The sequence below is a fragment of the Sphingomonas flavescens genome (assembly GCF_030866745.1).
In the GTDB taxonomy this organism is placed as follows: Bacteria; Pseudomonadota; Alphaproteobacteria; order Sphingomonadales; family Sphingomonadaceae; genus Sphingomicrobium; species Sphingomicrobium flavescens.
In genome coordinates, this window is record NZ_CP133016.1 from 2,237,525 (window position 1) to 2,262,332 (window position 24,808).

Genomic DNA, 24,808 nt, shown 5'->3' on the forward strand with positions numbered 1-24,808 from the left:
CGCCTCACAGGATCTTCAGCGAGGCAAGCCATTCGGTCTTGCGATAATGGCCGTCGCGCCAACCGGCGGCGGCACCGACCGAGAACACCATCGGCAAGCGAAGCGCGACGGTGAAGTTCAGATCGAGCTGGGCACCCAGGTCGGCGTAGCGGTGATTGCTGCGATCCGGCTCGTGCGTCTGCATGATGCCGGCGAAGACCGCGGGCCGGATGTAGCTGAGATAGAAAGCGGGCGTGCCGACTTCCGCGAATCTGAGCGGCGGCAGATTGATCTCGCCGGTCAACCGCGCGAATCGCCGCGCGGCGATTTCATCGATGGCGAAGCCCGGAAAACTTTCCATTTCGCGATACCGCTTCTCGGAGCGGTCATCGACATAATTGTTGCGGAATGCGCCGAAATAATAGGCGCCGAGCGGGCTCTTGCGCTCGCCGCCTGCCCAGCCCGCGTGCGCGTAAAGCCAAGCCGAGCTGTTTCCCCAGGGGAGCGCGGTCCCGACATCGACGCCGCCGTAAAGCTTCGGAAAGAGTTCGCCCTGCGCGTGATCCGCAGCAGCGACGATCTTGCCGTTGAAACCCTTCTCATGGTCCACGCCGCCGAGCGCCTTCGTGGTGTTGGTGTAGCGGATTCCGATGTCGGCCGATTGAATCTCCTTGGGGCTGGCGATGTTTTGCGCTCCGGGAAGTTCACGCAATCCGAAATAAGCCGCAGCCGAGCCGAACACGTCGAGCTGGCGCGGCGGGTCGTATATCAGCGGCTTCGAATAATTGGCGATGAAGGCATCGCCCTTGCGGCTGCGCAGCACGGGTCCGGCGAGATCGTAAACGTCGGCGAGATTGTGCCAGTAGGTCAGCTTCCAGATTGGAGTCTGATATTCGACGTTGACGTGCAGCCGCTCTGACCCGTGCACCTTGTTGAACGGTGATACCGCGACGCTCGCGCTTAACTGCCGGAACTGCAGCGGATCAGCGACGTGAACGTAATAGCCGAACGCCGGCGAGCGATTGTAGCCCGAGACGATCGGATAGTGGGCGTCGAACCGCATCCGCTTACCCGGCTCGTAGGTGCCGCGCTCGGTGATCAACTCGTCCAGCGGGACTTTTGCCGGCGAGCCGACGCCCCATTGCTTCAGCTCCGGGCGCGCCTTGACAACTTCCGTGCCGAGCAGCCGCACGGTCGCCAGATCCTCGCGCACCTCGGGCCGGACAATCGCCGGATTGAAGCCGTCGCCGGTGTAATCGTAGACGAACAGCGACCCGTCCGGCCGAAGCTGCGGCCTGAAGAAGCCCGTCGCCGCATTGGTGAGAACGTCGTACTTTCCGCTGGCGATGTCGAACCGGAAGACGTTGGACACGCCCGTATAATAGGAATTGCCGAGCAGCGCCTTTCCGTCCGGCGTGAACGTGAAGTTTTCAGGCACCGATGGCGGCAGCGAGAGCTTGGCGACCGGTTCGTCGGCAAAGCCTTGCTCGAGGTCCGCGCGCTTCCAGACGCGCACCGATTGCTTGCCGTCGACGGTGCCATAGGATGCCGAAATCAGCTCGCCGTCCGGCGAAACGTCGAGGTCGAACAATATCTCGCCATAGCGGAAGGTCTTGATCTGGTTGAAGCTCGTGTAGGGCGGCGGAATCCGGACCAGGGTCACGAAGCCGTTCTGGTGGCGAATGCCCCACAGGCTCTTGTCGGCGCGGTTGAAGGCGAGGTCGCCGATCCGCGCATCGGTCAGCAGGCGGCGCTTCTTCCCAGTATCCACATCGATCGCGTTGAGGTCACGGTAAGCGTAGTTCTGGTCGGTGTAGAAAGCGGTCCGCGAGGCCGGATCGAACGCCAGGCTGGTGACCTTGTACAGCATCATGCCGTTGAGGTCGGTCAGCGGCGTGAGCTTTCCGGTCGCCAGGTCCATCCGCCCGAGGAAGCCAATGCGGCCCGGATAGCGGAAGGCGGCGATCAGGCTGTTCGTGCGCTCATCAATGAACCCGCGCGACATCGAACCGAGGCCGCGTGGGGAAAGGTGGCGGGGTTCGCTGAGTGGGTATTTCGCCAACGCGGCGAGATTGGCCTCCTGAAAGCGGTGCTCGAAGGCGATCCAGTCCGCCCAGACAGAGTCCAGCGACTTGCCGAACACGTGCTTGAACTGGCTGGCGTAGAAGGCTTTGGAATCGTCAGACCGACGCAACCAGTCGAGCACCGGCTCCACGCCGTATGTCAGCGCCAGGTAGGAGTAAAAGCGCGTTCCGTAGAGATAGGAATTGGCGCCGACCTGGAAGTCGATCTGCGTGCCTTCGCTCTCTAAGCCGAGCGGCGAGAAGAACCGCTTATGGTCGCGGACTTTCGCCCGGAAGACCATCTCGTCATACCCGCCCTGCGCGCGACCGAGTCCGCCGGCCATCCACGTCTCGAAGAAGACCGCGCTGCCTTCCATGTACCAGCGCGGCGTCAGGTTCCGCGGCGTGGTGAGGAAGTTGTAGAGGATGGATTCCGGATGCTTCTGTAACGGCATCGGCTTGCCGCCGAGGAAGCGGCGCCAAAAGGCGTCGCGCTTGTTCCACACGTCGATGGCGGCGACGTGCGCGAGCTCATGGTTGTTGAGCGTGAAGAAGCGCTCGCCCGGCGAGAAGGTCTCCATCGATAGCGAGAGTGGCGCGACGTCAAGCATGACCATGTTGCTCGGCGAACCGAGGGCCGCTGCGTTGCCGTAATCCGAGAAGTCCTTGAGCAGGATCGTCGTGCGGTCCCACGGCTTCCAGCGGAACTTCTGCTCGTGAAAGGCGAGGGCGTTCTCGAAGGCGCGGCCCAGATAGGGCGTGAGGTAGGTCTGGACAGGGTCGAGATAGAGCAAAGAGAGGTTGCGCGTTTCGAGCGTCGACAGGTGGAAGCCTGAAGCGTCCTGCGGCACGTGTTCCGTGCCGGTTGAGGCGGGCGCGTTCGACCGGGTCGGCGCCGGCTGGACCGGCTCGCCGGCAGGCTGCTCCGGCGGTGGCGGAACCACGTCCGGCTTCTCGACAACAGATGTCGTATCGGGGGGAGTTGGCAGCGGTGCGGGCTTGGCCGGGGTCTGTGCCAGCGATGGGCTGGACGAGAGGAGCAAAGCAACCGCCAGGGTGCCCGACGCACCCCGGCGCTTACGATACGCTTGTACCCCCATTCGCGGCCCCCGCGACCGCAGCGTTAGTCGTTGCGGGCCTGCATCACGCCGGCTTGATTGGCGGCAGCAGCGAAGCTTGGATTCGCCATCACTGCTGCAAGGTTCGGATGCGCGGCGAGCGCCGCGAACGCCTTGGAGCTGGATGCCACCGTGGCCATTGCCGAGGCCTGACGGCTGACCGCGGCGAAAGCGGCCGGATTGGCCATCATCGCCGAAAAGGCCTGCGGGCTGGCCAGTGCGGCCCGCGATGCGACGGCATCGAGCCGGCCGGCAGCAGCGGCCGATGCCGTAGCAGCCTGTGCATTGAACGATTGGGCGGCGCGGGCCGCCGAGCTCAGCTGCGAGGCATTGCTTGCGAGCTTCGAAAATGCCGACGCATTCTGCCCGATGGTCGCCGCGAGTTGGGCATTCATCAAATGAGCACTGCTCGCCAGGCCGCCAAAGGCGACCGCGCTGCGGCCCATCGCCGAGAAGACTTGCGGATCAGCGGCAAGCGCCTTCATCGCCGCATTGTCGCTCGCCAGGCGCTGAAAGGCCGCCGCATTGGCCGACATTCGGGCATCCGCGGCGGCCTTCGATGCCGCGGCCTGGAAGGCACTGGCGTTTGAGGCGAAGCTGCTAAAGGCCGAAGCATTAGCCATGATCGCGGCTAGCGCTTGCGGATGCGAAGCCAGAGCCGCGAAAGCGTCACCATGGGCGGCGACCGCCGCCATGGCCTGAGGTTGGCTGGCGAGCGCCGCGAATCCGGCGCTGTTCGACGCGATCGACGCCATTGCGGCGTCGGACACGCCAGCCAGGCGCAGCTGGCTCGCCATACTGGCGGCGCTGTTCGCGGCGGCAGCCAGGGCTGCAGGCTGACTCGCGAAGGACTTAAGCGATGCGGCGTTCGCGGCCAGCGAGGCGAAGACGCCCGGGTCCGCTGCCAATGCGTTCATTGCCGCATTGTCGCTCGCCAATTGGCGGAAAGCGGCGGCGTTGCTCGCAAGCCTCGCATCGGCGGCAGCGTTGGCTGCGGCCGACCGGAACGCGCTCGCGCTTGAAGCGAAGCTGCCGAATGCGCTGGCATTGTTCGCAATCGATGCAAAAGCATCGGGGTGCGAGGCCAGCGCCTGGATCGCCGCCGAGTGGCCGGCGACCGCGTTCATCATCGACGCACTGGCTTGCCGCGATTGTGCATTGGAGGCTGCAGTGTTCTGCGCCGCCTTCGCCATGCTGGCAAACGCCTGCGGATTTGCCGCTAGCGCCGCGAATGCCTGCGGATCGGCCAGCAGCGCGGCCATTACCTGCGGCTGCGATGCCAGCGCCTGGAAGCCGGGGCTGGCGGCGAGCGCGCGGAAATTGGGATCCTTGACCATCAATTCGAAGGCATCCGTCTGCATCAGTTCGGGGACGGCGGTATCGCCGAGCTGAACGTCGCTTTCGCCAACCTGGGCGGAAACATATCGGTCCGCCGGTGCAATGGTGCCTGCGCTCGGGCCCAGTGGCGGGTATACGCGGCCAAGCCCGTAAGCGCCTGCAGCAACCGCAAGGATTGCAGCAGAAGTGAAAATCATTTTGCGATTGTTATTGGAAGTCGAAAGACGCGTAGCCATCGATTTTGCCCCCTTGACCCAGTCAAGGCTGGGCAAGTTGCGCCTTTGTTAACCAGAAGTCAACGAATGTCCCGAAGCCGACACACTCACATTACAGCTCTAAGCCATTGAAAAAGGCGACCTTTTTGAAGGCAGTTGAACTGCACGGGTAACCCATTCGGCTGAAAAAAAATTTTCCGGCAAAGGTTCCGTAACCATGCCTTGCTAGTCCGTGCGCATGGTTCTCGCGCTTGTGATTCTGGCGACCCTCGGCGGTCCGACAGCGGATGTTGCACGGCAACCTGACCTCCCTGCTGCGGTTTCGTTCCCAGCAACTCGCAGAGAGGGCGAGGATGTCCTGCTCGCTTCCGCGGATACCGCTCGTTCGGTTCCCGAAGGGGCGCGGGATCGCGCCGCGCAACTCCCGCGTCCCAGGCCTCGGGTGACGACCTGCCGGTGCGGTGACCCTGTGCCCGAGCCAAATGCCAATCAGGAATGAGAGCTAGCTAATTGTGCGCCTGGGCAATTCGAGCCGGCATTGGCCGAACAATGGGAATGTCGCCGTCACCCACCGCCGCAAACGCTGACCAGTAGAATGGGTGCGACGTTTGAACGTCGTCCATCAATTGCCGCTGCGATAAGCGAAGCGCAGTGACTGTCGGCGTACCAGGAGGCGCGGAGAACAGGCCGGTCATCAGCCGTTGGGTCGCGTTATAGTCGTCCGGGACCGGCCAGTGGCTGGCGATGACCAGACGCCCACCCGCGCCGACGAAGGCGCGCACGAGACCGTCGAGCGCCACATCGCCGCCTGTCGATAAGCCCGCCTGCTGGGTGGCCGCCGCGCTGGCTTTCCCCGCGGTATCGCACGCGGAAAGGATCACGACGTCGGCATCCAGATGAAGGTCGAAAATATCACGGAAGGTCAGCAACCCGTCCGACCCTGTTCCGCCGAAGCTGGTCAGCAATGCCGGTTGCGCGGGGCATTTGGCCGCCCGAGACGTCACCACGCCGTGCGTGGCGAAGTGGATGATGCGGTACTGATCGAGATTACCGCGCGCCTCCAGCGCCGTATCCGTGAACTGGTCGCCGGTCACGATATCGACACCGTTTGGATCGAATTGCTTCAGGATGGATGCCGCCACTTGCAGTTCGCGTGCGGAAATCGGGTGATTCCACGACGATAGCGGCAGCAGACAATCGCGGTCGGCAGTTGCCGGCACAGCGCTCTCGTTGGCCGACGGTGGAGTATTCTGCCCTAGGCCGAGATACTCCTTCCGCCCCGCGGACGGCCGTGCCGCGCGTAGTTGCGCGAACGCGCGCGGACTGACTGCCGTGCTGATGTCGCGATCGCGCCCAAGCCACGCGATGCCGCGGAAATCGTAAGCTGCATCCTCGCTCGTCTTTGCACGGGTTGCGTAGGCATCGACCGACGCCTGATCCATCACCAACAGGTTGACCGGCAAGCGCAGCATTGCGCCGTCCGGTTCGAAAATCAGATGCCTGACCGATGGAATCGCCGCCGCGAACGGGGCGAACAGTTCTTCGTAAAGCTGATGGGACAAGGCGACGTCGAACGGATAGGTCGTGCGCTGCCCACCTTCGACCTTGGAAATGGTGTCTCGCAGCGCGCTTACTTGTGCATCCAACTGCTTCGCCGACACCGCGAGCTTTACCGCGCGCCCTCCGGACGGCGTGACCAGCATTGCGTAGACGTGGTCGCCGACGATGGTCATCCGGTAATAGGCTTCGCCCGCGCGAAGAATCTTCTGAAGGTCGGCCAGCGAGATCGTATCGCTAGACACGGCCCGATAGCGGGGGAAACTCGCCAAAGCCGCCTGGGTCGTCAGCTGCTCTTTTTGCGTCGAATCCAAGGACGCGCGCAGGATGCGCGTTCGTGCGGCTTCCATCGGTGAGGGCTTGGGCAAATCGAGTAGTCGAGCAAGCTCGATGCGGTTGCGTTCGACCTGCCGGGTCAAGGTCACGGATTGGCGGAACAAGCGTGACGCCTCGTCGGTGCCGCCAGTCAGCTCCCGCGCTAGGACCGCTTGCGTCTGTGCAAGGCCGGGCCTGACCATAAGCTGCGTCGCCGCGAATATTTCCGCCTCCGCCGCTGGGTCGTCACCCTTCTTTAAAAGCAGATCCACGTAGGGCCGCAGCACATTCGCAAAGCTGGGTGGCAGGCTGCTGGTGTCGCCTTGCGAATGGACAATGTCGCTGAACATCTTTTCGGCGACCGGAAGTTGGCCGCTGCGCGCCAGATATCCAGCGAGCCGAGCGCGCGAATTAAGCAGGACGGCGGTCCCGGGATAGTTGACCTCGAGCAAGGTGACTGCCGACCGGTAGAGCCGGCTTGCTTCGGCCTGCTGGCCGTCATCTTCGGCAATCGCTCCCAAGTCTCCGAAGATTTGCGCTCGCATCCAAAGGATCGAAGCCACCTTTCCCGCGCGAACCGCCAGCAACTCGCCATCCGCCCGACGAAGAGCGTCGCGCGCTCCCTTGGTGTCACCGAGCAAGCGCAGAGACGTGCCGCGCAATTGCAGCGCCTGCCCGTCGAGGATGGCCGCTTTCTCCTCAGGCAGGAGCTCATCCGTTTGCGATCGAAGCTGCTGGCCGAAGCGGGAGTCGGCGTTGAGACGTCGCGACAATGCTTCGTCGATCTCCAATTTTGCGCTGGCATTGCGCTGACTATCGACAACCGATTTCGGCAGCGGTTTGTCGAGCTCATCAAGCGCCTTTTGGGGATCGCCCTGGTTCAGGTCGTGAATCGCGCGGTAATTGCGAAGCCGTCGAGCGACGATCGGATCATTACTCACCAACTGGGCAGCGCGGGAAAACAGCGCGTCTGCCTCCGCGAACCGGCCAAGATTGGACTTCTGGAGTGCTTCGTTGACCAAGGCTTCACCTTGGCTGACCGGCGTGTCGCCGCCGTTCGTGCTCGCGGCCGCGAAGAATTCCGCAGCCTCGGCATAGCTGCCCGCATTGTTGCGGCGATAGGCTTCCTCCAGCGCCTTGTCGGCCGCAAGCGTGCCAGCCTGCACACGGGCAAAGGCAGCGGGATCGCCGGCGCCGGTCGTCGCAATCGAGATTTCGCCTTTGACCGGCTGGTCGGCGACAAGGCTCCGCAGGCCAAGCTGCAACGCACTGTCGTAGCCAGCGAGTCCCTGCGCCGAATAGAGGATCTTACCGCGCAGGAAGTGATAGGCGCGGTAAGCGACATTCGCGTCTTTAAGGCGGCATTCGGTGACTTCGACCGCGCCAATTCCCTGCATGCCGCCCCGCTGAGGACGTTGGCAGTTCGCAACCGTCGCAATGTCGGCCGCAATTCTCTTCGGCGCGTCCGCTGTCTCGCGCAGCTTGTATAGCTTGCCGACAGGCAGAGCAGCATCCCGGCAAGTGACGGAATAGCCGGCGTCGAACATCCCCGTGAGCGCTTTATCGACCGTTAGGCTTTGGGCCGAGCAGAAGCTCGTCCCGCTGTTGCCGATCCGCCAGCTGTCGCGGATGCTCAATGGCGTCGCGGCCCAGGAACTCGCGCTGCCAGCAACGAGCATTCCGATTCCGATGAGAGCGGCAGTAACTGCTGATTTGCTCATCTCAACCTCCGACAGGTTCCTGGCATCGCCGCTAATATTTCCACGGCCAAAGACGGGTTGTCAGTGAGACGAGGAAGCGCGGTCCGGGACGCCGGTCCAGCGGTCCGACCCGGCTCAGCGGGTAGGCCATGGTGCTGTCCAGCAGGAAACGGTTCCAGCTGATCCGAGCGCCCGCGCCGACCGACGTGAGATGCAAGCGACCGGGCGTCGTTGTGACGTCGTCGAGATTGCGAACCCGAGCCTGGTCCCAGAAAGCGTAGACTTCCATCGCCGGCTTCTTCGCGCTGATCGGGACGCGGCTGCCGTAGCGAATTTCCGCCTGACTGCCGAAGCCGCGATCGCCAAGGACAGCACCCGGATCATAGCCTCTTCCCACCGTGTAATTGCCCGCGGCGAATTCTTCGAAGCTGAAGAGGGGCTTCCACGCATATTGCGCACGTAAACCCAGCGCCAATGTCAGTTTCGGAATCGGGCGGAACTCTCCGAAACCAGTCCACCGAACAATGGTCGCGTCGGCTCGACCCTCAATTCGTGTGGGCGGGACGAAACCTGCACCAAGGCAATTAACTCCTCCGGTACCGCAGCGTCTGGTGGCACCCAGGCCGTTCAGACCTTGCCGAATCTCGAGCAAGCTCGTGGCTCGCCAAGGCGGCTCGGCGCTCGAGAAGTCGGAGCTGAAATCGGTGTCGACCGCATCAAGGCCAAACCGCAGGAATGCTGTCCGCAGCCTGTCCTGTGTCAATTTGGCGTGGTTATACCAAACGTCCTGGTTGATGACATCCAGACCGATCGATCCGCGCACCGTCCGAGATTGGCGCCGGACGAAGGGGTAACCGACTTCAACCGTCCCGAGCATCGTTTTTGCAAGGACATCGGCGCCGGCAACCGTTGGCTTCGCCCAGGCGTAGGTGAAGGCGCCGGCAAGGCTCAGGCCTTGGGGCCCGATACGCATGTCGTGGCTGAGCTGAACCGTTTGCTGCTTTTTGAAGTCAGCGGTGGTGAAGACGGACAACGAAGTACGGTCGCCCATTCCAGTCAGTCCGAACATCTGACCGCGTAGCAATCCGCCCCACCGGCCCAGCGTTTTCGATCCGCCGTTCTGCAGGATGAAATCCGCATAGGCTGGCAAACGCTGAACAGTGACGTCGCCGATGACATCGCCAGGGGCGGTGCCTGCCGGCCGCAGCGTCAGCCGGACCGTGTAGCCGGGCAGATCGCTGGCGAGCAGCAGGTAGCGTTCGGCTTCGAACCTGTTGAATAGCGGGCGCTTCGTGAGTTGGCTCAGGTAGCCGGCCAAAGCCGATTCAGCACCTTTGGCTTCGCCGCGCACGCGAACCTGCGTCAGTCTCGCCATCAGCACGCGGAATCGGACGATGCCATCTCCGATGCGCTGTTCCGGGACTTGGACCGCGGCGATGTATCCGGCGTCGCGCAAGATCGTCGCTGCACGGTCACGGATTTCACAGACCGTGGAGATTGGCACGTCCTGTCCCAGCATGGACTGAAATGCTGGGGCGAGATCGGCGCGGGTCAGGCCGTCCAGCCCTTCAAACTCGGCACCACGCAGGACGAAGTGGATCGAGCGATACTCCGGTCCGTCCAGCGCACATGGGGGCCGAGCGATGCCCCCCTCGATCTGCAGGCGGCTCCGGGGTGGTGGCGTTGGCGCCACCGGACGAGTCACTTCTTCGCGAGTTGGCGGCAGCGGAACTGGCGCCGTCGTTTGGCCCGACGCCGCGACCGGCATCGCGAGGAGCGCTGAACAGAGGGCGCTGCCCACCGCTTGGCGAACAACGCGCCAACTTAGTTTAGCAGTTTCGTCGTCCAGCATCCCGGGGAGCCCCCTCCCGGATAAGTTTCGAGTCGAACCCTACCAATAGTGGAAGTCGGCAGATTCACCCAATTTTCGTCAACTTTTCCTTAACCACAACGCCGATGTCGGTTGTGGGGTCTCTTCTTCAAACAGTCTAACCTCCATCAACTTCGTGAACTGGCAGTTTGGGTCATCGTTGCCCCAATGTTGTTCCAGAGGAGAGCGAGATGGCTACTGCCAAGACAAGCACTGCAAAGAGGGGGTTTGCAGCGATGGATCCCGCGAAGCAGCGGGAAATCGCTAGCAAGGGCGGCAAAGCCAGTCATGGAGGCGGGCGTCCGCCGTCGAGCAGTCGGCGGTCCGCCAGCGCCTGAAGTGTCGCGGTCGAAACGTCCCGTAGCATAACGACGTTTCGGCTGCGCAACGCACGGGGGTTGCCGGCGTTATATGCCGGTGGCCTATCGTACTGACATTGGTGCACGGGATCGCGGCGGCGCCATCGCGGCAGTCGTTGGCATTCATGCGCTTTTGCTCTTTGCGCTTCTTCACCTTTCCGGGCGCATCGACCTGACCGATCCGCAAAGCGCGCTGCGTACGTTCGATTTTTCCGAGGTGCCGCCACCACCTCCGCCGCCGCCACCAAAGCAAAAACCTGCCAAGCCCAAGGAGCGGGAAGGCGGGTCGGCGCCGAAGAACATCAAGAGCGAGGCGACGCCGGTCGTCGCGCCCAAGCCGCGAATCGTGACGCCGCCTGTCCAGACGATCGCTGCCGCCGAAACGCCGCGGCAGGGGACCGCGCCGACCCAAGGAGCATCCGACGTGCGGGGACCCGGCACCGGCGCCGGCGGCTTCGGCAATGGAACTGGAAGTGGGAACGGCGGCGATGGGCCGGGCGGCGGTGGGGGAATTGCCGATCCGCCGCATCTCATCTCGCCGGTGCTTCGGGGCCGGGACTTCCCTCCCCAGATCACCAATGCCTGGCCCGGCGGCGCCACGGTCTTCATGCGTCTGCGGGTCGATGCCCGCGGTGCCGTCAGCGAGTGCACCGTCGACCGCGGCACCGGACTCCCTTTCATCGACAACACGCTTTGCAACGTCGTCCATGACCGGCTTCGCTTCCGTCCTGCGGTCAACCGAAACGGTCAAGCGGTTGCAGGATGGTTCGGATACGCGCAACCAGCGCCGCGATAGCCTAAAAGGGATTCGCATGATCGAAGTCGAATGGTGGGAATATGATTCCCTGGACGAACTCGCCGACGCCGTTGCCGGCGACGTGGGATTCATCATCGAGAGCGCAATCGACGCTCGTGGTTCCTCGCTCATCGCGGTGCCCGGCGGGTCGACCGGCCCGGCGATCTTCCCCAAGCTCGCCAAGCAGTCGCTGCCGTGGAAGAAGCTGACCATCGTCCCCACCGACGACCGGCTGGTCCCTATGGACGATGAGCGCAGCAACATCCGCGGTATCGCCAAGACCTTCCTTCCGCTCGGCGCCCGGGTCGTCCCCATCGCCGCCGACATCCAGGACCCCAAGCTCGCCGGCAATTCGGCCGACGCCCGGCTGCAGGACCTGCCCTGGCCGCCGGACCTCGTCTGGCTCGGCATGGGCAGCGATGGGCACACCGCTTCGATCTTCGCCGGGCCCGACATGCAGGACGCGCTCGATGCGCCCAAGGCCCGCCGCGCGGTCGGCGTGACGCCGGACCCGATGCCCGCCGACATGCCGGTGCCCCGGGTGACGCTGACCCGTGCCGCGATCCTGTCGGCCCGGACGGTGACAATCACCATCACCGGCCAGCAAAAGCGCGATCTCCTCGAGCAGGCGATCGCCGACGGTCAGAGCTCGAAGTTGCCGATCGGCCGGGTGCTCGCCGAGGCTGAGCAGCCGATCGACATTCACTGGTGCCCGTGAGGCGCTAGACCTCGCGGAGGTGCTTGCCCGCGGTCTCCTTGACGAAGAACAGGGAGACCACGACCGAGATTGCGGTGAAAATCACCGAGTACCACAGGCCCGAATAGATGTTGCCGGTGATGGCGCCGATGGCGAAGCTCGTCACCGGCAGGAAGCCGCCAACCCAGCCGGTCCCGACATGGTAAGGAAAGGACATCGCCGTGTAGCGCACGCGGGTCGGGAACATCTCGACCAGTGCCGCGGCCTGCGGACCGTAGAGCGCCGTGGCCGCGACGACGAAAACAAGCAGCAGCAGGACAAGCAAGGTCAGGTTGGCGTGCGCCCGATCGGCCTGCTTGGGATAGCCCGCGGCGTGGAGCTCATTCCCGATGTCGGTTCCGGTCTTGGCCTTCAGCGCTTTCAGGTCGGGACCGTTCAGCGCTTCGCCGTCGGCAATCGGAACCTGCTCCGTCCCGACGATCACGTAAGTCCGGCCGTCGTTCGACGTCCGCGTCGTGAAGTTGATGCCCTTGGACACCAGGCTCGACTTCGCGATGTCGCAGGCGCTGGCATATTTCGCGGTGCCGACGGGATCGAACTGAACGCTGCAGGTGGCGGGGTTGGTATCGACGAAAATCGGCGTGTTCTGCTGCGCCTCGACCAGCTGCGGGTTCGCGGCGGAGGCGATCCAGTGCGAGGCGGGGAAGTAGAGCACCAGCGCGAGCAGCATGCCGCCGATCATCACCGGTTTGCGCCCGATCCGGTCGCTGAGCCAGCCGAAGTATACGTAGAGCGGCGCGCTGACGAGCGTCATCACGATCAGCAGCATGTCCTTCATGCCCGCGGGCACGCCGAGCGAGCGTTCGAGGAACACCTGCATGTAAAAGAAGGTGAAGTACCAGACGGCGCCCTGGGCACACATGATGCCGAAGAAGGCGATCAAAACGCGCTGGATGCTCTTGCGCTCACCGAACGCCTCGCGGAGCGGCGCCTTGGCGATCTCGCCTTCTTCACGGAGACGCGCGAATTCCGGGCTTTCGGCCAGCTTGGCGCGCATCCAGACCGAGATGGCCAGCAGGACGGCGGAGACTAGGAAGGGGATGCGCCAGCCCCAGTCGCTGAACGCGACTTCGCCGACCGACTGACGCGTAACAACAATCACCAGCAGCGCGGCGAGCAGGCCGAAAGATGCGGACGACTGGATCCAACCGGTGGCCGCGCCGCGCTTGTTCGCTGGGGCGTGCTCGGCGACGTAAATCGCCGCGCCGCCATATTCGCCGCCGAGCGCGACGCCCTGGCAAATGCGGAGGAAGATGAGCAGCACCGCGGCCAGCGATCCGGCCTGCGCGTAGGTGGGCAGCAGGCCGATCAAGAAGGTGGAGGCGCCCATCAGACTGACGGTGACGAGAAACGCGCCTTTGCGCCCCAGCTTGTCGCCGACCACGCCGAAAATCAGCGCGCCCAGCGGACGGAAAGCGAAACCGACGGCGAACAAGGCGAGCGCGGCGATGAGCGCGGCCGTGGGGTCCAGCCCTGCAAAGAACACCTTGGAGATGACCGGTGCGAGGCTGCCGAAGATGAAGAAATCGTACCATTCGAACGCGGTGCCCGCGGATGAGGCGACGATGATCCGCGCCATCGTGCCGCGACTGTTTTCCTGCTGTTCTGTTGCGCTGGCCATCACCTCTCCCCTTGGAGGCAGGGATAGCCGAAGTTGTCCGCCCCGCAAGGGAGGCGCGAGGCAGGCGCACACCCGCCGGAAGTTTGCCAAGTTTGCGCCTCAACGCGCGTAGCGTGCGCGCGTGTACGCGCGAAGGGCGACGTCACGCGCACTCCTCGCCGAACCAGTCCTCTGGCAGGTTGCCATCCTCCTGCGGCGCATATTCGGCGATTTCTTCGATTTCGCTATCGAGCACCGTCGCCGGGTCCTCGACATAATCTTCCTCGATCCCCGGAGGTCTGGGCCCGATGCGGTGAGCGAGGCGGCGGTTCTGTCGGCTGAGCATGTAGATGGTCAGCCGCTCGTCGAAGTGGCGCCATTCGCCGACCTGCTCACCCTTGTAGAAGACGGGCCGGGCGACTCCGTGGATCATCCGGTCGCGCGCGGCCTCATACCCGCGGTGCTCGGAATATTCGATGGCCGCGTCCCACGCCCGACGGAAATGCTCTCCGCACGGTCGTCGGCGGAGCGCGTAGGCCGCGGTGTCGGACATGCCGACCCGCCGGCACGCCTCATCGACGATGCCGCATTCGGCCAGCGCTTCGATAAAGGCGATCTGCCGACGCGCGGTCCAGCCGTCGTGCCGCGTGCGCGCCTGGGCGGGCTCGAATGGAATCAGCGGTTGGTGGGTCATCTGCGCCTCCGTTTTGGAAAAAGAAGGCGCGCCAGTTATCGCAATGCGGGGGCTGTAGGACAGCAGTTTGCCAGTGTCTGCTTTCGACCCATTGCTGCCATTAAGGAGTTGCTGCGGCCTCGAACTGTGGGACTAGCGGTCGCGCCTTCTCGATGAGGCCCGCAAACTCTGCTCGAAACTGTGCATCGCCAGCCAGCGCCTTCCCGCACGCCAAACCGAGCGCATCCATCTGCTTGCTGTCTTTCACATGACCGACGGAGAACTGCTTAGCCTCCGCCAAAACCTCAGCCTGAGACCCGCCGCCTGACTTCACCTTTTCCAGTACGTAGAGGCCGCGTGCTGTGTACTCGGCCACTTTCTCCGGCTGGTTGTCTACCTTGAACCAATAGGCATCGTAATTGAACGCGGCGAGGCAGTGCGCCGGATTGTTGCTGTCGGCACCTGCGGCCGTCGCATTGCTGCAACCCGCCAGTGCAATCGATGCCGCCGCAACCACAACTCGGATACGCATAACACCCTCCATTTGAGGCTACTTGCAGCAGTCGAGTTAATGTCTGCTTTCCACCCATTGCGGACGTTGGCGTGTCGTGGGAGCATTGCCGGGTGTTCCTGCTGTCCGTGTTCCTGTTAGCTGCCGCTCAACCAAACAAAGCCCCGCAACCGACGCGTGACCTAGTCGTGATCGGGCGACTCAAGAATCTGGACTACGAGCTCATCAGCGACCCTGATGACTTGCTTGGTCACGGCTGGATCACCGCGGAGATGAGCATCGAGCGGGTCTTACGCGGGAAGGCCCCGTCGCGGGTCATCCAAATCCGTTACCTCGCGCATACCTTCCGCGGCGAAGGCGTGCCGCTCCGCTACAGGCTCAGGAGGGACGAGGACGGGACCTACATGATCTGCGTCAAACCCGGCGAAACGGGAGTGCGGTGCCGCTAGTCGCGGCTAGGACCAAAGCTCGACCCAAAGTTGAGGTCAGCTTTCGACCCTAAGCAGATATCAGGTAGCGTCCACATTCGACCCATTGCGGACACAAGGATGATGTCGCAATCGTAGGCGATGTTCAAATTGGGACCGCTCGTCTTCACGCTCATAGCGATCTGCGCATGTGAGAGGCAGCAAGAAGCCCCGGTCAGTCTTGCTGGCTCTTCAAAGCTCCCTAGTATCTCCGAACTATCGCGTGAAACGATACTGATTGAACTAACCCAGCCGGTCGAAAATCAGCGTTCTTACGATAATCTGCACGTGACATTGCGGCCAAGCGATGTGGTCGAAGTGAAAAGGCTGCGATCGGAACTTTGGCCCTCAGAGTCCAAGCCAAAGATTCTCTCGCAACGAACATTTAAAATCGCTCAGTCCCATGCTGAGCAAGCCCGGAATGTCTTGGCTGTTCTCCATCCTCAACGACTGGACAAACCAGATGCGCCGGTGGTTTTACCAGAAGGCTGTCCAGCCATAGCGGACGGCAGCAGTGACGCTCTGGTGCTTTTCAGTGGAAGCGATGGCAGATTTGGCATCTTTGAGCTGCCAACCGGGTGCAAAGTCCTTCCCGCCTTACGCGCCAAGGAAGCAGTCGCCCAAGCTCTCCGACTGCTGCAAGACTAATGCTTTCCACCCATTGCAGACATTAGGCTCTTGGGCGCAATGTCGTGCCGTGGCATAGTCCGGCTCCTCAGAAAGGTTTCACTCAACCTTGTCTTGATCGGCGGGGGCGTCGGCTTGTCCTCTCTCTTGGCGATCTTAATCGCGAGGCATTCCTCGATATGGGTGGGTGAGGGCTTCATCCCGACGCTCGGCCCAAGCGGCCTTTACACGACGCGGTTGCTCGGCACTGCCTGGTATCTTGGCGTATCCTCGTTCCTGCTCGGAGGCCTGATCTGGGTGGTGACGGCGATCGTCAACCGCCAGGCCAGCCGTTAGCGCCCCACTTCCTACCCATCCCCGATCCTCAGCACATCATTCGACGTTCATCATCATTCCGCTTGCGCGCGGTTCGCTGAAAGTCGGGGATCGCGGGAATGGAGTCTGGCGACAGGCTGATCAGCGAATGCACGCTTCGGTCGACTTGTCCGGCAGCAGGGTAGCCGGACGCTCGTTGAGCGTGGCGGTGGTGTAGAAATGGTCGGCCGTGCATTTGCGCAGCTGGAAGCGGACCTTGCGCGAGCGGAAATCGAGCGAGACCCGGCGGAAGTTTTCGAGGATGTCGGTGCCAAGCAGGAGCGCGGGCTGCTTCGATAGGCCGAAGACGTCGAACGGTGGAAGGTCGGCGAAACCGATGGGCACGTCGCGGAGGATCACCGGGCCCAGCTGAAGCTCGGGGACATAGGCCATCGACATTTCGATGGGGACGCCGGTGACGCCGATCGCGACGACCTTGCGCAGGCGGTCCGGGTGCTTGCGGAACAGCTTCTCGCGCAGGGCCATGTTGCCGATGGTGAGGTCTGATCCGGTATCGATTACCGCGTCGAGCGAGGTGCCGCCGGCGCGGACGTGGGCGAGGATCAACTGGCCGCGCTGACGCTTGGCGGTAATGACGATCGAGCCGGGCATCGACTTTGCCGGCAGGCTGGCGTCCTCGACGCGGACGGTGCGGGTCTCGAAATCCATCATCAGCCGCTGGCGGGCTAGCGCGTCGATGCCAATCAGGCCGTCGCCGCCCACATGCGCCTCCCGCAGGGCGGGAAGCTCCAGATCGTGGGTGGTAACGGGGCCGAGGGTGAGCTTGTCCACGCGGACGCGGTCGACTTCGTTCCGCGCCGTCATGCCGTTGAGGATCGCGGGGCTGGTCAGCGGGAGTTGGAGGCTTTCGGCGAGGCGAGTGCCTACCACCGACGTATCGGCGCCGCTGTCGACGATGAAGCGGTAAGGGCCACGTCCATTGACGAGGACATCGACGCCGAGGCGGGTGTCGAGCAGGCGCGCCTTCACATCCTGGCCGGCGATGGCGAGCTGACTGTCGAACTGCGCTGGCGGCAGCGGCATGACCGGAGGCGGACCTGGCGGCGCGGGACGGGGCTTGCCGATGCGCGGTGCCTGCGCGGCCGCGGCGACGGCGCAGGCTGCTAGCACCAAACCGAACAAGACCCGTGGCAAGTCAATCGCCTCCCATGCCGGTAGGACCACGATTGTACACCGAGGGCAGGCTGGCTGCCATTGGGCCGAAGAGACCCGGCCGACCGACTGTCGAAAATTCAATCCAGTTTGCGGATGCGTTCCTCGAAGTGCGCGACGGTGATTCCGAAGCGCTTGACCTTCATGCGATTACGGACTTCGCGCGGGCCGGCGGGAGTGAGGCGCTGGTCGAAGTCGAGATTGTCCTTGCCCTTGTAGCGGATGCGGACTGCTTCGCCTTTGACATCCACGCGGACCGGGCTGGCGGCGTCGGTGAGGGTGCCGGAGAAGGCACTGGGCCCTTCCTGCCGCATGCGCCAATAGCGGGTGCGCGGCGGTTTGCCGGGCTCGTGAATGACCTGCTTGAGGAGCAGCGAACCGTCCTTTTCGTCGCTTCCGAAGCTGTCGACGCGGATGGTCTTGGACGATTGGAAGATGACTTTGAGCGTGCCTTCGCCATGCGTTTGGCCCCGGAAGAATTCGACGGGATTGAACGGGGCGGCGGCGAGCGGCGCGGCTAATGCGAGCAGGGCAAGGAACAGGATCGGACGCTTCACTCGGCTTCCTTCTGACGGGTTCGGTCGGGCAACGCGCGAGGCTTGCTATTGGCGCCCGGCGAGCAGCGCATCGACTACGTTTGGGTCCGCGAGCGTGGACGTATCGCCGAAGCCGTCGGTCGCCCCTTCCGCGATCTTGCGCAGGATGCGGCGCATGATCTTGCCCGAGCGGGTCTTTGGCAAGGCGGGTGTGAACTGGATTTTCTCCGGCGCCGCGAGGGCGCCGATGTCGTGGCGGACCTCCTGCACGAGTTCCTTGCGCATCGCGTCGTCGCCTTCCTCGCCGGCGTTCAAGGTTACGAAGGCATAGATCGCCTGCCCCTTGATGTCGTGCGGAAAGCCTACGACTGCGGCTTCGGCCACCTTGGGGTGGGAGACGAGCGAGCTTTCGACTTCGGCCGAGCCGACGCGGTGCCCGGAGACGTTGATCACATCGTCGACGCGCCCGGTAATCCAGTAATAGCCGTCCTCGTCGCGTCGGCAGCCGTCGCCGGTGAAATACTTGCCGGGGTAGGTAGTGAAGTAGGTTTCGAAGAAGCGCTGGTGATCACCCCAGACGGTGCGCATCTGGCCGGGCCAGGACGAGGTCAGGCAGAGGTTTCCGCTGACTGCGCCGTCGAGGTGTTGGCCCTCGGCATCGACGAGTTCGGGGTGGATGCCCGGGAGCGGCCTCGTGGCGGAGCCGGGCTTGGCCGGGACGGCGCCGGGGAGGGGTGAAATGAGCGCACCGCCCGTCTCGGTCTGCCACCAGGTGTCGACGATCGGGCAACGGCCGTCGCCGACGACGCGCCAGTACCATTCCCAGGCGTCGGGGTTGATCGGCTCACCGACGGTACCGAGCAGGCGGAGGGACTGACGCGAGTAGCGCGTGACCCAATCATCGCCCTCGCGTTCGAGCGAGCGGATGGCGGTGGGCGCGGTGTAGAAGATGGTGACACCGAGCCGGTCGATCGTCTCCCAGAATCGCCCGAAGTTCGGATAGTTGGGCACGCCGTCGAACATGACGCTGCGCGCGCCCATCATCAGCGGACCGTAGACCACGTAGGTGTGGCCCGTGATCCAGCCGATGTCGGCGGTGCACCAGAAGATGTCGTCGGGCCGGACGTCGAAGATCCAGTCGAAGGTCGTCGCGGCCCACACCGCGTAGCCGCCGGTCGTGTGGACGACGCCCTTGGGCTTCCCGGTCGAGCCCGAGGTGTAGAGGATGAACAGCGGATCTTCCGCATTCATCGTTTCCGGTGGGCATTCGGTCGCCAATGTGTCGCGGACGTCGGCGTAACGGATGTCGCGGCCGTCTTTCATCGGCACGTCGGCGCCGGTGCGGGTGATGACGACGACCGTGGGAACGTCGCCTTCCTCAAGCGCCGTGTCGACGTTGCGCTTGAGGGGTATGTGCTTGCCGCCACGACGCCCTTCGTCAGCGGTAATGACCGCCACAGCGCCGCAGTCGGCGATGCGGCCGGCGAGGCTGTCGGGCGAGAAGCCGCCGAATACGACCGAGTGCACCGCACCGATGCGCGCGCAGGCGAGCATGGCCGCCGCGGCTTCGGGGATCATCGGCATGTAAATCATGACGCGGTCGCCGCGGCCGATGCCGCGCTGCTTCAGGAGGTTGGCGAAGCGGCAGGTCTCTTCGTACAACTCGCGGTAAGTCCAGGCGTGGCCCTGGCCTGGCTCGTCAGGTTCGAAGATGAGCGCCGTGCGGTCGCCGTGTTCGTCGAGGTGGCGATCGAGGCAATTGACCGAAAGGTTGAGCTGGCCATCTTCGTACCAGCGGATGTGGAAGTCGGCCTTGTCATAGGACCAGTCGCCGGCCTTGGTCGGGAACTTGTCCCAGGTCAGTCGTCGCGCCTGGTCGAGCCAGAAGCGGTCGGGATCGCTTTCCGCCAGATGATTGAGGTCGGCCAGTTCACGGGGCCCGATGCGCGCATCGAAGCCCTCGGGAACCGGATAGACCTCCTGCGTCACAGACCTTTGCTCATGTCGATGACGAAGCGGTAGCGGACGTCGTTCTTGAGCAGGCGCTCGTAGGCCTCGTTGACCTGATTCATCCGGATGAACTCGACGTCGGGGTAGATGTCCTTCTCGGCGCAGAAATCGAGCATCTCCTGCGTTTCCGGAATGCCGCCGATGGCCGAGCCGCCGACCGCGCGGTTCCACCAGATCAGCTGGAAGCCGGTGAAGCCGGGCATGGGCGTCAGCGCTCCGACGATAACCATCCGGCCCGAGCGGCCGAGCAAGTTCAGATAGCCATCGATCTCGTGGCTGACCGGGATGGTATTGAGGATGAAGCCGAACCGCGTCGCCGCGTCAGCCATCTGCTGCGCGTCGGTCGAGATGATGACGTCGTGAGCGCCAAGCTCGCGGGCGTCGTTGCCCTTGCTTGGCGTGGTGGTGATCATTGTCACGTGCGCACCCAGTGCTGCCCCGAGCTTCACGCCCATGTGGCCGAGTCCGCCGAGGCCGACGACGGCCATCTTCGTGCCCGGCCCGACATTATACTGGCGTAGCGGCGAGTAGGTGGTGATGCCGGCGCACAGCAGGGGTGCAACGCGGCTGACATCCATGCCCTGCGGCACCTTCAGGCAGAAATGATCGCGAACAACGATATGGTCGGTGTAGCCGCCCTTGCTGATCGTGTGATCGTGATAGTCGGCGCTGTTGTAGGTCTGGACGCAGCCCTTGCGGCAAAAAACTTCCCAGCCTTCTAGGCACTGGTCGCATTCCATGCAGCTGTCGACCATGCAGCCGACCGCGACCGTGTCGCCGACGCGGTGTCGCGTGACCTCGTCGCCGATTGCGGTGACGGTGCCGACGATCTCATGACCGGGAATGACCGGATATTGCGATCCGCCCCAGTCGTTGCGGCAGGTGTGCAGGTCGCTGTGGCAGATGCCGGCGTAGGTGATCTTGATGGCAACGTCGTTCGGCCGGAGCGCGCGGCGCTCGAACTCCATGGGACGGAGGGGCTGGTCGGGCGCATCGGTGCCCCAGCCCTTGGCGGTCGTCGGCCCGTTGGTCTGCTGCTGGGTGGGTTCCGCCGTCGTCGCCATGTTCGTATCTCCTTATCTTGATCGTTCCAGAACGCGCTGTGCCTGCACGAGGTGCGGGCGGTCGACCATCTTGCCGCCAACCGAGAGCACTCCAGCGTTCGGCTCCGCTTCGAAGGCCGCGACGATGGCTGCAGCGTGCGCGACGTCGTCGTCGGACGGCGTGAAGGCCGCGTTGATCACCGGCACCTGCGCCGGGTGGATGGCGAGCTTGCCGGTGAAGCCTTCGCGGCGTGCGGCCTCGGCTTCGGCGCGCAGGCCATCGTCGTCGCGAAAGTCGGCGAAGACGCCGTCGACCGGCTGGACGCCGGCGGCAACCGCGCCGGCGAGGCACAGGGAGCGCGCCATCTTGTAGGTGAAGCTGAGCTCGCCGTTCGCGTCATACTTCGACGCTGCGCCGAGCGCGGCCGACAGATCCTCAGCGCCCCAGCTCATGGCGGCGAGCGGGGATTTGGGATCGCGATAGGACAGGAGGCCGAACAGGCTGGCCGCGGTCTCGGTGACAATGGCGTGGATGGGGATGTTGCCTGTGCGATGCGCAATCTCCGCGATGTCCGCACCACTTTCGGTCTTGGGTAGGACGACGCCGTAGATGTCGGGGATGCCGAGCATCTCGAGGTCGAGCCGATGCTCGTCAGTGCGGAGCGGGTTGATGCGAACCCACCATAAAGGGCCGTTTTCTCGCTTCGACAGGCTCTTAAGGATTTCGCGTGCCGCAGCCTTCTGTGCCGGCGCGACACTGTCCTCGAGGTCGAAGATGATCGCGTCGGCTTCGCTATCCAGCGCCTTGGCGATCTTGCGCTCGCTGTCGGCCGGGACGAACAGCCAGGAGCGCGGCTCGCTCACTGCGGCCTTTTCTGCAGCAGCGCCGTGCGCGTGCATTCGCACACCAGCTGGTCGCGCTGGTTGAAGCTGCGGTGAGCCCAGGTGACGATGCCGGCGTTCGGCCGCGACTTGCTTTCGCGCACTTCGAGGCACTCGCTCTCGCTGCGCAGGGTGTCACCCGCGAAGACGGGGTTGGGGAAGACCAGCTTATCGTAACCGAGGTTGGCGATGAGCGTGCCGAGCGTCGTGTCGTGAACACTGACGCCGACCATCAAGCTGAAGGTGAAGCAGCTGTTGACCAGCGGCTTGCCGAACTCGGTCTTCGCCGCCGCCTCATGGTCGAGGTGAAGCGGCTGTGGATTGTGCGTCAGCGTGGTGATGAGGACGTTGTCGGTCTCGGTGACGGTGCGCGTGATCGCGTGCTGCACGCGATCGCCGACCTGCCATTCGTCGAAATACCGTCCGGCCATGGCCGCTCCCTAGGCAGGCAGCAGCAGTTCGGCAACGGCTTCGGTGATGGCGTCGCCGTCGAGGCGGTAGGCGGCGTACAGGTCGGCGAGGTTGCCGGTCTGGCCGAAGCGTTCGACGCCGAGCGGCGCGACGCGCTGTCCAAGGACGCCGCCAAGCCACGACAGCGAGGCAGGTGCGGCGTCGGCGAGGGTGACGAGGCCAGCGTTTGGCGAGAGCCGCGAGAGTAGTTGTTCGATGTGGCTGGTGTTGCGTTCGGCTTTCCAGCGCGCTGCCTGCGCGGCGGTCCATCCGCGATGGAGCAGGTCGGGGGAGGTGACTGCAAGGAGGCCGAGGCCGGGCACGTCCTGGCTCAGTTCCTCCCAGGCAGCGAGCGCTTCCGGCATGACGGCGCCCATGGCGACGATCGCCGCTTCGGCGCCTTCGGCAGGTTCGCGAAGCCAGTAGCCGCCGGCGAGCGCGCCCTCGCGCCAGCCGTCGCCGTCGCGCTCGACCTGCCGGATGCTGCGTGTCGACAGGCGGAGGTAGGTGCTTTCGCCATTGGGATCGTCGATGAGGCGAAAGGCTTCCTGCATCATCGCTGCAAGTTCGTCGGCGAAGGCGGGCTCGTAATGGCGCAGGCCGGGCTGGCCGAGCGCGATCAGCGGCGGGTTGATTGATTGGTGCGCGCCGCCTTCAGGCCCGAGCGTGATGCCGCTCGGCGTGGCCACCAGCAGGAAGCGGGCGTCCTGGTAGCAGGCGTAGTTGAGGCTATCGAGACCGCGGGCGATGAAAGGGTCGTAGAGCGTGCCGATCGGGAAGAGGCGCGTGCCGAACAGGTCGCCGGAAAGGCCGGCCGCGGCGAGCATCAGGAACAGGTTGCTTTCAGCGATGCCCAATTCGATGTGCTGGCCATTGTTGTTTCCGCTCCATTTTTGCGCGGAGGCAATCTTTGCTTTTGCGAAGACGTCGGGCGTGTCGGCGCGGCGGAACAGCCCGCGCTGGTTTACCCAGGCGCCGAGGTTGGTCGAGACGGTCACATCCGGCGAAGTTGTGACGACGCGGTCGGAGAGGTCGCCGCCGGCCTTGGACAGGTCGAGCAGGATGCGGCCGAACGCGGCTTGGGTCGACTGCTCCTCACCCGCGGGGGCGGGGAGGTCGGGAATGGCGGCGGTGCCGAAGCTGCGGCTCCTCTTCTCGCGTGCGATCCGGCTGCGCTCGATCAGTGCTTCGACGCCGGTGCGGGCGTTGTCGCCGATGCCTTCGAGCGGCTCCCACTCCTGGCCCTCGCGGACGCCCATGGCGTCGCGCAGCGCGGCGAGCTGGGTCGGATTCATCAGGCCAGCATGATTGTCCTTGTGACCAGCGAATGGGAGGCCAAAGCCCTTGATCGTCCAGGCGATGAACAGGGTCGGGACATCGTCCTGCGCGGCGTCGAACGCTTCGACCAAAGTCTCCATGCAATGGCCACCGAGGTCGGTGAACAGCGACGCCAGCGCATCGTCGTCATGCTGCTTCAGGAAGTAGGCGGCCCTATTGCCCAGCTCGGCATCGATGCGCGTCCGCCATGCCGCGCCGCCTTGGTAATGTAGCGCCGAAAGGTCCGCGTTAGGCAGCTGTTCGAACCATGAAGCGAGCGCGGGATGTTGGCCGAGCGCGGCCTGCAGGCGCTTGCCGTAGCGGATCTCGACCACGCGCCACCCGCAACTCTGGAAGATCTCGTCGAACCGTTCGAACATGCGGTCGGCGCTCGTCGCGTCGAGGCTTTGGCGGTTGTAGTCGATGATCCACCAAAGGTTGCGAACGTCGTGCTTCGCGCCCTCGATGATCGCTTCGTAGACATTGCCTTCGTCGAGCTCGGCATCGCCGATCAATGCAACGAAGCGGCCGCGATCCTGATCCTGCAGCCAGCCGTGGGCAGACAGATAGTCCTGCACCAGGCTGGCAAAGAGCGTGATCGCGACACCGAGGCCTACTGAGCCGGTCGAAAAGTCGACGGGGATGCGGTCCTTGGTCCGGCTGGGATAGCTCTGTGCACCGCCGAAACCGCGGAAATTCTCCAGCATCTCGCGCGACTGTGAGCCGAGCAGATAGTGGATCGCGTGGAGTACCGGTCCGGCGTGGGGCTTCACCGCGACGCGGTCGTTGGACCCGAGCGCGTGGAAATAGAGCGCGGTCATGATCGCGGTCATCGAGGCGCAGCTCGCCTGATGGCCGCCGACCTTCAGGCCGTCATTGTTCTCGCGAATGTGGTTGGCGTGGTGGATCGTCCAGGCGGACAGCCAGCGCAGCCGCTCGTCGATCGTCTTGAGGGCTTCAATATCGGTGGCGACTGGCTTGAGCATCGCCGGCGATTAGCCGAGCAGCGCGACGCCGCAAAGCCGTGCGAGCACCGCCTAACTTTCGATAATTTCCGCTTGTAATTTTCGCAAAATTTCGCAACGTTTCGAACCGGAC

20 protein-coding genes are annotated in these 24,808 nt (G+C 64.0%); 6 read left to right on the plus strand and 14 right to left on the minus strand.

Annotation, left to right across the window (positions count from 1 at the left end):
* Positions 1 to 4: 4 nt before the first annotated feature.
* The 4 genes from QU596_RS11500 to QU596_RS11515 form a co-directional block, all read right to left on the minus strand.
* On the minus strand, positions 5 to 3,142 hold the full coding sequence (locus tag QU596_RS11500) for a hypothetical protein (protein ID WP_308515650.1): 3,138 nt from the start codon (positions 3,140 to 3,142) through the stop codon (positions 5 to 7).
* A gap of 23 nt (positions 3,143 to 3,165) precedes the next feature.
* Entirely contained in the window at positions 3,166 to 4,695 is a 1,530-nt protein-coding gene (locus tag QU596_RS11505) for a hypothetical protein (protein ID WP_308515651.1), read from the minus strand.
* 524 nt (positions 4,696 to 5,219) lie between these two features.
* Positions 5,220 to 8,306 (minus strand): CHAT domain-containing protein, encoded by a 3,087-nt coding sequence (locus QU596_RS11510; RefSeq protein ID WP_308515652.1) that lies wholly within the window; start codon positions 8,304 to 8,306, stop codon positions 5,220 to 5,222.
* A 31-nt stretch (positions 8,307 to 8,337) separates the two neighbouring features.
* Positions 8,338 to 10,137, minus strand: coding sequence for a ShlB/FhaC/HecB family hemolysin secretion/activation protein (locus QU596_RS11515; protein ID WP_308515653.1), 1,800 nt, complete (start codon positions 10,135 to 10,137; stop codon positions 8,338 to 8,340).
* Positions 10,138 to 10,391: 254 nt separating this feature from the next.
* Between QU596_RS11515 and QU596_RS13700 the strand changes: the two genes are divergently transcribed.
* The 3 genes from QU596_RS13700 (at position 10,392) to pgl (ending at position 12,028) form a co-directional block, all read left to right on the plus strand.
* The gene (locus tag QU596_RS13700) at positions 10,392 to 10,493 is read left to right on the plus strand and encodes a KGG domain-containing protein (protein WP_420030981.1); all 102 of its coding nucleotides are present in this window, start codon (positions 10,392 to 10,394) and stop codon (positions 10,491 to 10,493) included.
* A 79-nt stretch (positions 10,494 to 10,572) separates the two neighbouring features.
* The gene (locus tag QU596_RS11520; RefSeq protein WP_308515654.1) at positions 10,573 to 11,310 is read left to right on the plus strand and encodes an energy transducer TonB; all 738 of its coding nucleotides are present in this window, start codon (positions 10,573 to 10,575) and stop codon (positions 11,308 to 11,310) included.
* 16 nt (positions 11,311 to 11,326) lie between these two features.
* The gene (gene pgl / locus QU596_RS11525) at positions 11,327 to 12,028 is read left to right on the plus strand and encodes a 6-phosphogluconolactonase (protein WP_308515655.1); all 702 of its coding nucleotides are present in this window, start codon (positions 11,327 to 11,329) and stop codon (positions 12,026 to 12,028) included.
* Positions 12,029 to 12,032: 4 nt separating this feature from the next.
* Here the strand turns inward: pgl and QU596_RS11530 are convergent, their stop codons facing one another.
* The 3 genes from QU596_RS11530 to QU596_RS11540 form a co-directional block, all read right to left on the minus strand.
* A complete protein-coding gene (locus QU596_RS11530) occupies positions 12,033 to 13,688 on the minus strand; it encodes an MFS transporter (RefSeq protein ID WP_308515656.1) in 1,656 nt (551 codons plus the stop codon).
* 142 nt (positions 13,689 to 13,830) lie between these two features.
* Positions 13,831 to 14,361 (minus strand): hypothetical protein, encoded by a 531-nt coding sequence (locus tag QU596_RS11535; protein WP_308515657.1) that lies wholly within the window; start codon positions 14,359 to 14,361, stop codon positions 13,831 to 13,833.
* A 100-nt stretch (positions 14,362 to 14,461) separates the two neighbouring features.
* Positions 14,462 to 14,872, minus strand: a complete 411-nt coding sequence (locus tag QU596_RS11540) for a hypothetical protein (protein ID WP_308515658.1) — start codon at positions 14,870 to 14,872, stop codon at positions 14,462 to 14,464.
* Positions 14,873 to 14,964: 92 nt separating this feature from the next.
* Here QU596_RS11540 and QU596_RS11545 point away from each other — a divergent pair, with 92 nt between their 5' ends.
* From QU596_RS11545 to QU596_RS11555, 3 genes are all read left to right on the plus strand, one after another.
* Positions 14,965 to 15,300, plus strand: coding sequence for a hypothetical protein (locus QU596_RS11545; RefSeq protein ID WP_308515659.1), 336 nt, complete (start codon positions 14,965 to 14,967; stop codon positions 15,298 to 15,300).
* 120 nt (positions 15,301 to 15,420) lie between these two features.
* Positions 15,421 to 15,966 (plus strand): hypothetical protein, encoded by a 546-nt coding sequence (locus QU596_RS11550; RefSeq protein ID WP_308515660.1) that lies wholly within the window; start codon positions 15,421 to 15,423, stop codon positions 15,964 to 15,966.
* A 162-nt stretch (positions 15,967 to 16,128) separates the two neighbouring features.
* Positions 16,129 to 16,281, plus strand: a complete 153-nt coding sequence (locus tag QU596_RS11555) for a hypothetical protein (protein WP_308515661.1) — start codon at positions 16,129 to 16,131, stop codon at positions 16,279 to 16,281.
* A gap of 120 nt (positions 16,282 to 16,401) precedes the next feature.
* On the opposite strand, the gene QU596_RS11560 is transcribed toward QU596_RS11555, so the two are convergent.
* The 7 genes from QU596_RS11560 to QU596_RS11590 form a co-directional block, all read right to left on the minus strand.
* The gene (locus QU596_RS11560; protein WP_308515662.1) at positions 16,402 to 17,442 is read right to left on the minus strand and encodes an aspartyl protease family protein; all 1,041 of its coding nucleotides are present in this window, start codon (positions 17,440 to 17,442) and stop codon (positions 16,402 to 16,404) included.
* A 110-nt stretch (positions 17,443 to 17,552) separates the two neighbouring features.
* Positions 17,553 to 18,029 carry a DUF3833 family protein gene (locus QU596_RS11565; RefSeq protein ID WP_308515663.1) on the minus strand — a complete coding sequence of 159 codons (477 nt, stop codon included), beginning with the start codon at positions 18,027 to 18,029 and terminating at the stop codon, positions 17,553 to 17,555.
* A gap of 45 nt (positions 18,030 to 18,074) precedes the next feature.
* Positions 18,075 to 19,997: an acetate--CoA ligase gene (acs, locus tag QU596_RS11570; protein WP_308515664.1), complete on the minus strand. Its 1,923-nt coding sequence runs from the start codon at positions 19,995 to 19,997 to the stop codon at positions 18,075 to 18,077.
* Entirely contained in the window at positions 19,994 to 21,082 is a 1,089-nt protein-coding gene (locus QU596_RS11575) for an NAD(P)-dependent alcohol dehydrogenase (protein ID WP_308515665.1), read from the minus strand. Before QU596_RS11575 ends, acs begins: the two co-directional genes overlap by 4 nt.
* A 12-nt stretch (positions 21,083 to 21,094) precedes the next feature.
* Complete coding sequence (locus QU596_RS11580) at positions 21,095 to 21,925, minus strand: HpcH/HpaI aldolase/citrate lyase family protein (RefSeq protein ID WP_308515666.1); 831 nt, start codon at positions 21,923 to 21,925, stop codon at positions 21,095 to 21,097.
* On the minus strand, positions 21,922 to 22,374 hold the full coding sequence (locus tag QU596_RS11585; RefSeq protein WP_308515667.1) for a MaoC family dehydratase: 453 nt from the start codon (positions 22,372 to 22,374) through the stop codon (positions 21,922 to 21,924). Before QU596_RS11585 ends, QU596_RS11580 begins: the two co-directional genes overlap by 4 nt.
* 9 nt (positions 22,375 to 22,383) lie before the next feature.
* Positions 22,384 to 24,696 (minus strand): transketolase, encoded by a 2,313-nt coding sequence (locus tag QU596_RS11590; protein WP_308515668.1) that lies wholly within the window; start codon positions 24,694 to 24,696, stop codon positions 22,384 to 22,386.
* Positions 24,697 to 24,808: the final 112 nt, after the last annotated feature.

Excerpts from the sequence above, each read along its gene's own strand:
- QU596_RS11530 (WP_308515656.1), bottom strand. The coding sequence starts at position 13,688 with ATGGCCAGCGCAACAGAACAGCAGGAAAACAGTCGCGGCACGATGGCG.
- QU596_RS13700 (WP_420030981.1), top strand. The coding sequence starts at position 10,392 with ATGGATCCCGCGAAGCAGCGGGAAATCGCTAGCAAGGGCGGCAAAGCC.
- QU596_RS11585 (WP_308515667.1), bottom strand. The coding sequence starts at position 22,374 with ATGGCCGGACGGTATTTCGACGAATGGCAGGTCGGCGATCGCGTGCAG.
- QU596_RS11535 (WP_308515657.1), bottom strand. The coding sequence starts at position 14,361 with ATGACCCACCAACCGCTGATTCCATTCGAGCCCGCCCAGGCGCGCACG.
- QU596_RS11550 (WP_308515660.1), top strand. The coding sequence starts at position 15,421 with ATGTTCAAATTGGGACCGCTCGTCTTCACGCTCATAGCGATCTGCGCA.
- QU596_RS11500 (WP_308515650.1), bottom strand. The coding sequence starts at position 3,142 with ATGGGGGTACAAGCGTATCGTAAGCGCCGGGGTGCGTCGGGCACCCTG.
- QU596_RS11510 (WP_308515652.1), bottom strand. The coding sequence starts at position 8,306 with ATGAGCAAATCAGCAGTTACTGCCGCTCTCATCGGAATCGGAATGCTC.
- QU596_RS11540 (WP_308515658.1), bottom strand. The coding sequence starts at position 14,872 with ATGCGTATCCGAGTTGTGGTTGCGGCGGCATCGATTGCACTGGCGGGT.
- QU596_RS11515 (WP_308515653.1), bottom strand. The coding sequence starts at position 10,137 with ATGCTGGACGACGAAACTGCTAAACTAAGTTGGCGCGTTGTTCGCCAA.
- QU596_RS11575 (WP_308515665.1), bottom strand. The coding sequence starts at position 21,082 with ATGGCGACGACGGCGGAACCCACCCAGCAGCAGACCAACGGGCCGACG.
- QU596_RS11590 (WP_308515668.1), bottom strand. The coding sequence starts at position 24,696 with ATGCTCAAGCCAGTCGCCACCGATATTGAAGCCCTCAAGACGATCGAC.
- pgl (WP_308515655.1), top strand. The coding sequence starts at position 11,327 with ATGATCGAAGTCGAATGGTGGGAATATGATTCCCTGGACGAACTCGCC.
- QU596_RS11505 (WP_308515651.1), bottom strand. The coding sequence starts at position 4,695 with ATGATTTTCACTTCTGCTGCAATCCTTGCGGTTGCTGCAGGCGCTTAC.